An 8,428-nucleotide genomic window follows, 5' to 3' on the forward strand; every position below is an offset into this window, starting at 1 on the left:
GGCTAGGGTCGCTTCGAGGTCGGCTTTGACCGGCACGGCCATTTCGGCCGCACCCGTCGGCGTCGGCGCCCGCATGTCGGCCGCGAAGTCGATCAGCGTCCAGTCCGTCTCGTGCCCGACGGCTGATATCACCGGGATGCGCGAGGCGGCGACCGCTCGCGCCAGACTTTCATCGTTGAAGCCCCAAAGGTCCTCGAGGCTGCCCCCGCCACGCGCCACGATCAGCACGTCGGGGTGGGGGATGGCGCCATCCCGGGTAAGCGCGTTGAAGCCATTGACCGCGCCAGTCACCTCCGTGCCGGCCGTCTCGCCCTGCACCCTGACCGGCCAGACCAGAACGTGCAGCGGGAAGCGATCCTTGATGCGGTGAATGATGTCGCGGATCACCGAGCCGGTCGGCGAGGTGACGACGCCGATGACGCTGGGCATGAACGGCAGCCGCCGCTTGCGGCCGGCATCGAACAGGCCTTCCGCCTGCAGCCGGCGCGTGCGCTCCTCGAGCAGCGCCATCAGCGCGCCGGCCCCGGCCGGTTCCAGATTGTCGATGACGATCTGGTAGTTGGACTTGCCGGGATAGGTCGTCAGCCTACCGGTGGCGATCACTTCCATCCCTTCCTCTGGACGGAATTTCAGCCGGCTCATCGTGGTCTTCCAGACCACGGCATCGAGCCGCGCGCGGTCGTCCTTCAACGCGAAATAGGCGTGGCCGGACGAGTGCGGGCCGCGATAGCCGGAAATCTCGCCGCGCACCCGCACATTGCCGAACGCGTCCTCCACCGTGCGCTTCAGCGCGCCGGAAATCTCGCTCACCGTGTATTCGGTGGCGTTGCTGCGTGATTCGGACGTGTCGCTCATCGGCCGATTGAGGGGCGGTTGCCTGTCCGCGTCAAGGCGGCGCTCAATCCTCGCTAATACAATAACGCGATCTTAAGCCCGATTTGCTTTGAGTTCGCCGTAACGCAGCCGGCCAGGAACGCATGAGCGCACGCGCAAGCCAAAGCCCATTGACGCATCAGGTCACGCTGACCGTGTTGATGCTGGCCGCCTTTGCGCTGGCCATGGTCGTCGGCTTTGGTTTCTATGCCACCGCCCAGGCCGACCATGTCTCGCTCGAACGGCAAAAGATATTCTTCGCCAATGGCTTGAAGGATCAGATCGCGGCGGTCGAGCGCGAGCAGGAGAGCGTGACCGTCTGGGATGATTCCATCATCAACGTGAAGGCGGGAAACCAGGCCTGGATAGAGGAGAACCTCAGCGTCTGGATGTACTCCTATTACGGCCACAACCGGGTCTATGTGCTGGATGCCGCAAACCGTCCGGTACACGCCATGCGGGAAGGCAAGGTGCTCGACCCGTCCGTCTATGGCGAGGATGAGCCCGAATTGCGGCCCACCATCGAAAGGCTGCGCGCAAAGATGGCCGAGCCGCCGAGTGAGGTCGCTTCGGCCGCGCCGGCCAAGATGGTCGGCGAAGACCTGGTGTCGCTCGGCGGCAAGCCGGCCATACTCAGCATCATGCCGCTCGTCCCCAGCACGAACCGGCTCACCCAGGCACGGGGCAGCGAATACCTCCACATCTCGGTCGAGTTCATCAACGACGCGGTCATCGGCAAGATTGCCGAAAAATACCTGCTGGCCGGCGCGCATCTGCTGCCGCTCTCGCAAACCAGCGGCTCGGCCGCCATTCCGCTGGTCGATTCTCGCGGCGTCATTCTCGGCTATATCGGCTGGGATCAGGAACGTCCCGGTCTGACGCTGGTGCGCAAGGCTGCCCCTGCCTTGATCGTCGGCCTGCTGCTCGCGGCGAGCGTGCTTGCATTCCTGCTGCGGCGCCTGCGCCGCGCCTCTTCGGCGCTGCAAACCAGCCAGGATCGGGCGCAGTATCTCGCCTTCCACGACACGCTCACCGGCCTGCCCAACCGGGCCCTGTTCGAGGATCGGCTGCGGCAGGCCATGCTCAGGACCGGGCAGGCCGGTCACGACATTGGGAAAGTGGCGCTGCTCTATCTCGACCTCGACCGCTTCAAGCATATCAATGACACGCTCGGTCATCCGGCGGGCGACGAGCTCGTGCGCCAGACTGCGGCCAGGCTCCAGCACACCATTCGTGAAGTCGATACCGTGGCGCGGCTGGGGGGTGACGAGTTCGCGCTGATCCTCATCGACATCCGCGATATCCGCGCCGCCGAGGACATTGCCGAGCGGCTGCTGCAGAAGTTGCAGGAGCCGTTCAAGCTCATCGACGACCAGGTCTTCGTCAGCGCCAGCATCGGCATCGCGCTGTCGGCCGAGGCCGAGACCGATGCCGATGACCTGCTGCGCAAGGCCGACATCGCGCTTTACGAGGCCAAGAAGAACGGCCGTGGCCGGCACCAGGTCTTCGCCGGCGACATGGACGACCTTCTCTTACGCAAGCGCAAGGTTGAGACCGAGCTTCGCAAGGCCCTCGATGGCGGCACCGGCATCGGGCTCGCTTATCAGCCGGTGTTCGCGGCAAACGGCAAGACGATCCTCGGCGCCGAGGCGCTGATCCGCTGGGGGCATGAGGTGCATGGCGCTTTGCCGGCGGCGCAGTTCATCGCCATTGCCGAGGAGCGCGGCATGATCGGCCAACTCGGCGCATGGGTGCTGCAGGAAGCCTGCCGTTTCGCCGTGCGGACCGAACTGCCATGGCTCGCCGTCAATGTGTCGCCGTTGCAACTGCGCGACGCCGGCTTTGCCGAACAGGTTGCGTCGATCCTTGCCGACACCGGACTGGCGCCGCAGCGCCTGCAACTCGAGATCACCGAAAGTGTGCTTCTGGAGAACAGCGATGCCTCGAGGGCGGCTCTGGCCGCCTTGCGCCAGTCGGGCATCGGCATCGTGCTCGACGATTTCGGCACCGGCTATTCGTCGCTGAGCTATCTGCGCCGCCACGCCATCGACAAGCTCAAGATCGACCGCTCCTTCGTCCGGCTGCTCGACGGCGAAGGCAATGCGGCGGCGATCGTCAAGGCGCTGATCGACCTCGCCGTCGCGCTCGGCGTCGACGTCACCGCCGAGGGTGTCGAGACCGAGGCGCAGAAGATCCTGCTGGTCGCCATGGGATGCCGGCAGTTCCAGGGCTATTTCCTGTCGCCACCGCTCGAACCGGGCCAGTTGCTCGGTCTTTCCGGTCTGGCTTCGCCGGACGACGTCGTGCCGGCGGCCGCCCGGGCCTAGGGCATCTCTGACCCGGAAACAGGCCCTACCAGCCCGGCATGATCTGGTTTGCCTTGGTCCGCTTCATCTTGGTAAAGGCGAGCGCGGCGAAGTCGAAGTTTCCCGTCTCTTCGCCCAGCGGCACCGAGATGTTGTCGAGGCTTTCGCAGATGTGGCGGGCGAGCGCGTCGACGATCTCCGGCTGCGAGGTCTGGCCACGCATGATGCCGATGCGGCAGTCGGGCAGGGTGCCGAAGCCGTCGGCCTCGCCGAGCACGCGCATGCCGGGCCGCAGCGCGCATTCCGGTAGCACCGAGATCGCGAGGCCGGAAAGCACCGCGGCGGTGATGACGGTCGCCGAGAAACTCGAGAACAGGATGCGGTACTCGCGGTTCTGCCGGTCGAGCACGTCGACCGCGGCGCGGCGCCAGATACAGTTCGGCCGGCCGAAGGCCATCGGCAGGATTTCCTGCTCATGCGTGGCGTGGTTGGCCGAGGTCACCCACAACAGCGGCTCGCGCCGCACCACTTCCGACTGGCCGCGCGTGTCGTTGTGCGTCACCAGCGCCAGGTCGAGATTGCCGCGCTTGATGTGTTCGACCAGTCCGGGCGTCGGCTCGCAGATGACTGTCAGCTCGACCCGCGGGTTGGAGCGCGTGAAGCGCGCCATGATCTCTGGCAGGAAGCGGTCGGCATAGTCGTCCGGCGTGCCGATGCGGATGGTGCCTTCCAGTCGCTTGTCGTCGAAGGCGGCCAGCGTTTCCCGGTTGAGGAAGATCAGCCGCCTCGCATAGGAAAGCAGCCTGTCGCCTTCCTCGGTCAGCTTGTTGGTGCGGCCGTCCTTCTCGAACAGCGGCTTGCCGATCCGCTCCTCCAGCCGGCGCATCTGCATCGACACCGCCGACTGCGTCCGATGCACCTCTTCCGCCGCGCGGGTGAAGCTGCCGGTATCGGCGATCGAGATGAAGGTTTGCAACTGATCGAGATCGAGTGGCGCTTTCATCGGTCCAATCCATCATTGATGTTGATGCTAAAGATTAGAAACATTCGTTGGATTAATCAATCGCACCGTGGCACATTCTCCAACATCCACATGAAGGCATGTGAATCGAGACCGGAACGGCGCTCCTCCCAGCGACGTTTGCCCGGCTTCGCCCGCTCGACTCTGAAGGAGGACTGACATGACCACGTTTGATTTCGCCACCGAGACCTCGCGCATCACCACGCGTCCGTCCGTAGCGGCGCGCGTGGCCAATGCCATCGCTGATGCCTACCGCGCCTGGAAAAACCGCCGCCAATTCTATCGCCTCGGCGAGATGTCGGATGCCGAACTCGCCGATATCGGGCTGACGCGCGCCGACCTCCACGTCGCCGTCGCTGTGCCCTTCGGGCGTGACCCGACGGTGAAGCTGCGCGCCATCGCCAGCGACCGGGTCGGCTCGATCGAGGATCTCGCCCGCAAGGTGGCTTGATCCAGCCGGCTGGTGCATTCGGTCGCCCTGAACCTTTTCAAGGGGCGCGGCGACCAAGGTTCATGCAGGCTCCCCACTCCCTGCCGGTTCCCCCCGGCCTGCCTGCACGCTGCCCGGTCCTCCCAAGGACCGGGCTCTTCTTTTCGGGCTAACGTCGATCCATGCCGCGCTTGAACTGATCGAAGATCGATTCCATGCCCTTTTGGTACTCGTCGCGTTGCCGCGCGCCGGTCTCGAACATCTTACCGAACAGATCGTCGAACGGGTTCCTCGGCCTGCCGCTCGGGTTGGTCTGCGGTTGCGGCGCCTCGCGCTGCTGGGGTGCCTGCTGCTGTGGCACCGGCTGGCCGAACCCGCCGCCTCCGCTCTGACGCAGCATCTCCTCGAACATCTTGCCCAGCGGATTGTCGCCAAAGGGACTTTGCGTCTGTTGCGGCTGCGTCCGGCCTTGCGGCTGTTGCGCGCCGCCGAACATGTCCTGCAGGACCTTGCCGAGCGGATTGTCGCCATAGGGATTGGGCGCCTGCTGCGGCTGGCTCTGCGGCTGCTGCGCACCACCGCCGAACATGTCCTGCAGCACCTTGCCGAGCGGGTTGTCGCCATAGGGATTGGGCGCCTGTTGCGGCTGCTGCGCGCTGCCGCCCGCCTGCCGCATCATCTGCTCTATGATCTCGCCGAGCGGATTGCCGCCGCCTCCGAAGCCGCCCGCCGCCTGCATCTGGTTGGTGGTCTGCTTGAACAGCCCGCCCATCATCATCGAGGCCATCGCAGGCAGCATCTGCTGCAGCACCTGCTGGCTGAGACCGGTCGCTTGCGCGGCTTGGGCAGCCACGGCCCGCGACAGCTCCTTCGAGCCGAACAGATGGCCAAGAATGCCGTTGCCCTCGTTGATGCCTTGCGGCGAGAAGGCCCGGGTCGCGTCCTCGAAATATTTGGCGTGCTGGCCGCTCGCCATCGCGGTCATGAAGGCGCCGAGCCCGTAGGGGTCGGCCGTGTTGCGTTGCAGCCCTTGCGAAAAGGCAGGCAGCAGCGCCTCGACCGCGGCCTGGGTCTGCTGCATCGAAAGCCCGAACTGCTGAGCCAGCGCCTGCATGCCGGCGCCGTTCTGCGCCTGGGCGAATATGTCGAACAGGGAAGGCATTGGAATCTCCTCCGGGAACATCCTCGTTGGAGAAACCTAGTTCGTTTCCATCCTTGATTGAAGCGGCTTTTGCCGAAGCCTCAACCGGTCGGATGGCGAAGGGTCAGTAGGCATACTCCATGAACACCGGCTCGATCGAGCCGCCCCAGCGCGTGTGGTAGGCCGACAGCATCTCCTCGGCGCTTGTCGTGCCGCGCGCCACCACTTCGTCCAGCGTGTTGAGGAACGAGGTCTCGTCATAGCCATCACGGTTCCTGCGTGCGCGGTTCTTCAGCCCCGAGCGCGAGATGGAGAGCACGTCGCGCGCGACATCGCGCAAGGTCGTGTTGCGGAACGGCGCCGAAATGCCCAGCTCCGGCACGGCGTTGCGCATTGCCAGCACTTCCCTGTAGGTCCAGCTCGAGGTCAGCGCCTCGGCGGCGTCCAGCGCGGCCTCGTCATAGAGCAGCCCGACCCAGAAGGCCGGCAGCGCGCAGATGCGCCGCCACGGTCCGCCATCGGCGCCGCGCATTTCGAGGAAGCGCTTCAGCCTGACGTCGGGGAACAGCGTCGACAGGTGGTTTGCCCAATCGCCCATCGTCGGCAGCCCGTCCGGGACCTCATTGCGGGCGGCCCCTGTTATGAACTGGCGGAAGGTGATGTGCGTCATGTCGTGATAGTGGCCGTCGCGGATGACGAAATACATCGGCACGTCGAGCGCCCATTCGACATAGTCGGCGAAGCCGAAATCGGGCGAGAAGCAGAATTCGAGCAGGCCGGAGCGCTGGTTGTCGGTGTCGCGCCAGATGTCGCCGCGCCAGCTCTGCAGCCCGTTCGGTCGGCTTTCGGTGAAGGGCGAGTTGGCGAACAGCGCCGTCGACAGCGGCTGCAGCTTGAGCGAGACCTGCATCTTGCGGCGCATGTCCGCCTCGCTCTCGAAGTCGAGATTCACCTGGATGGTGCAGGTGCGGTACATCATGTCGAGGCCCTTGGTGCCGATCTTCGGCATGTAGCGGGTCATGATCTCGTAGCGCGACTTCGGCATTTTGGGCGTTTCGGCGAGCGACCATTTCGGGCTGCCGCCGAGCCCGAGGAAGCGGATGCCGAGCGGCTCGGCGATTTCGCGCACCTGCGCAAGATGCGCATTGCCCTCGCGGCAGGTCTGGTGGATCGACTCCAGCGGCGCGCCGGAGAGCTCGAACTGGCCGCCCGGCTCAAGCGAGATCGCGCCCTGGCCGGTCGGCTCGACCAGGCCAATGATGCGACCGTCATCGATGATCGGATCCCAGCCGAGCTTTTGCTGCATGCCCTCTAGAATGGCGCGGATGCCGCGCTCGCCGCCATAGGGCACCGGCGCATTGCCGTCGACATAGAACGGAAACTTCTCGTGCTCGGTGCCGATACGCCATTGGTCGCGCGGCTTATTGCCGGCGGCCAGGTAGGCGACAAGTTCGTCGACGCCCTCGATGGGCCGGAAATCGGTCGTGTCGCGCGCCATCAGAAGCCCTCCCGACGCGTGATCCCCAAGACCGATCATGCGCCAAACCATAGTGCTACAGCGTTCCTTGTGCGCACAAAAGAGCGCGGCGCTATAGGCGGCCGAACGACCGCCGGCGCTAGATGGACGAAATGTCAGTAGCCGATCAAGCGAAAAATCCTGAGCCAGGGCTCAACTCGAATTGATCACCAATCACCGATTGTCGCCTGGATCACCGCAAGCGCGGCCACCGCGGCCGTGTCGGCGCGAAGGATGCGCGGCCCGAGCGGGATGGCGGTGACGAAAGGCAGCGCCCTCAACATCTTGCGCTCGTCGTCGGAAAAGCCGCCCTCCGGTCCGACCAGCAGGCCGAGCTTGGTCTCGTCGACCGCCTGCAGCGCCGGCAGCGGATTGTTGGTCGAGGCATCCTCGTCGCAGAAGATCAGCCGCCGTTCCTTGTCCCAGCCTGTCAGCAGGCGTTCGAATTTTTCCGCCTCGCGCACCTCAGGCACCGCCAGGATGCCACATTGTTCGGCCGCCTCCACGACATTGGCGCGCAGCCGCTCGATGCCTGGCTTGGCCACTTGCGTGTGTTGCGTAATCACCGGCTGCAGGATACCGGCACCCATCTCGACCGCCTTCTGCACCAGATAGTCGAGCCGTCCCTGCTTCAGCGGCGCGAAGCAGTAGACGAGATCGGGCAGCGGCGGCTGCGGCCGCTGCAGGGAGGCAACCTTCAGCCGAACCGCCTTTTTGGACTTTGCCGCGATCGCCGCCGACCACTCGCCGTCGCGGCCGTTGAACACCAGGAGCTCCGCGCCTTCGCCGAGCCGCAGCACATGCATCAGGTAATGGCTTTGCTGTGGCCCGGCATCGAATTCAATGCCGGTTCCGAGATCGTCAGGCACGAACAGCCGCTGCATCTTGTAATTGGCGCGCATGGCCGAGCAATGGGCGAGGCGGTGTTTGCCGTCAAGCCTCGGCGGAAGGGTGCCATGCCGGCACGTAGCCTTGCCGCAGCACCGAAATGGTGGTCGCCGGTGTCAGCAGCCGGAGTGGCCGGCCGGCCAGATCGCCAAAAGCGGCCGGCGCGCCATAGCCAGCGAACGACCAGCGCAGCGCTTGGCCGCCGTGCAGGGCATAAGCCGCGTTGCCGTCAGCAACCATGACGCCATCGGGC

General features: G+C 65.2%; 7 protein-coding genes and 1 pseudogene. 2 read left to right on the forward strand and 6 right to left on the reverse strand.

What is annotated here, in order from left to right; translation table 11 throughout:
• A partial coding sequence (gene xseA / locus EN742_RS15160; protein WP_128332979.1) for an exodeoxyribonuclease VII large subunit occupies positions 1-855 on the reverse strand: 855 nt, incomplete at its 3' end.
• Between the two features lie 122 nt (positions 856-977).
• Between xseA and EN742_RS15165 the strand changes: the two genes are divergently transcribed.
• Positions 978-3,200: an EAL domain-containing protein gene (locus EN742_RS15165; protein WP_128332980.1), complete on the forward strand. Its 2,223-nt coding sequence runs from the start codon at positions 978-980 to the stop codon at positions 3,198-3,200.
• A gap of 25 nt (positions 3,201-3,225) precedes the next feature.
• Here EN742_RS15165 and EN742_RS15170 read toward each other — a convergent pair whose 3' ends face one another.
• Positions 3,226-4,182 (reverse strand): LysR substrate-binding domain-containing protein, encoded by a 957-nt coding sequence (locus EN742_RS15170; RefSeq protein WP_126056420.1) that lies wholly within the window; start codon positions 4,180-4,182, stop codon positions 3,226-3,228.
• Positions 4,183-4,360: 178 nt separating this feature from the next.
• Here EN742_RS15170 and EN742_RS15175 point away from each other — a divergent pair, with 178 nt between their 5' ends.
• Complete coding sequence (locus tag EN742_RS15175; RefSeq protein ID WP_126056419.1) at positions 4,361-4,651, forward strand: DUF1127 domain-containing protein; 291 nt, start codon at positions 4,361-4,363, stop codon at positions 4,649-4,651.
• Between the two features lie 148 nt (positions 4,652-4,799).
• Here the strand turns inward: EN742_RS15175 and EN742_RS15180 are convergent, their stop codons facing one another.
• The 4 genes and pseudogenes from EN742_RS15180 to EN742_RS15195 all read right to left on the reverse strand — a co-directional run.
• Positions 4,800-5,792, reverse strand: a complete 993-nt coding sequence (locus EN742_RS15180) for a DUF937 domain-containing protein (RefSeq protein ID WP_126056418.1) — start codon at positions 5,790-5,792, stop codon at positions 4,800-4,802.
• Positions 5,793-5,895: 103 nt separating this feature from the next.
• Positions 5,896-7,269, reverse strand: coding sequence for a glutamate--cysteine ligase (locus EN742_RS15185; RefSeq protein ID WP_127405311.1), 1,374 nt, complete (start codon positions 7,267-7,269; stop codon positions 5,896-5,898).
• A gap of 185 nt (positions 7,270-7,454) precedes the next feature.
• Positions 7,455-8,189 carry a 16S rRNA (uracil(1498)-N(3))-methyltransferase gene (locus tag EN742_RS15190; RefSeq protein ID WP_126056416.1) on the reverse strand — a complete coding sequence of 245 codons (735 nt, stop codon included), beginning with the start codon at positions 8,187-8,189 and terminating at the stop codon, positions 7,455-7,457.
• 31 nt (positions 8,190-8,220) lie between these two features.
• Positions 8,221-8,428, reverse strand: a pseudogene (locus EN742_RS15195) (hypothetical protein); the annotation flags it as partial.

The sequence above is a fragment of the Mesorhizobium sp. M4A.F.Ca.ET.020.02.1.1 genome, assembly GCF_004022645.1.
GTDB lineage: Bacteria > Pseudomonadota > Alphaproteobacteria > Rhizobiales > Rhizobiaceae > Mesorhizobium.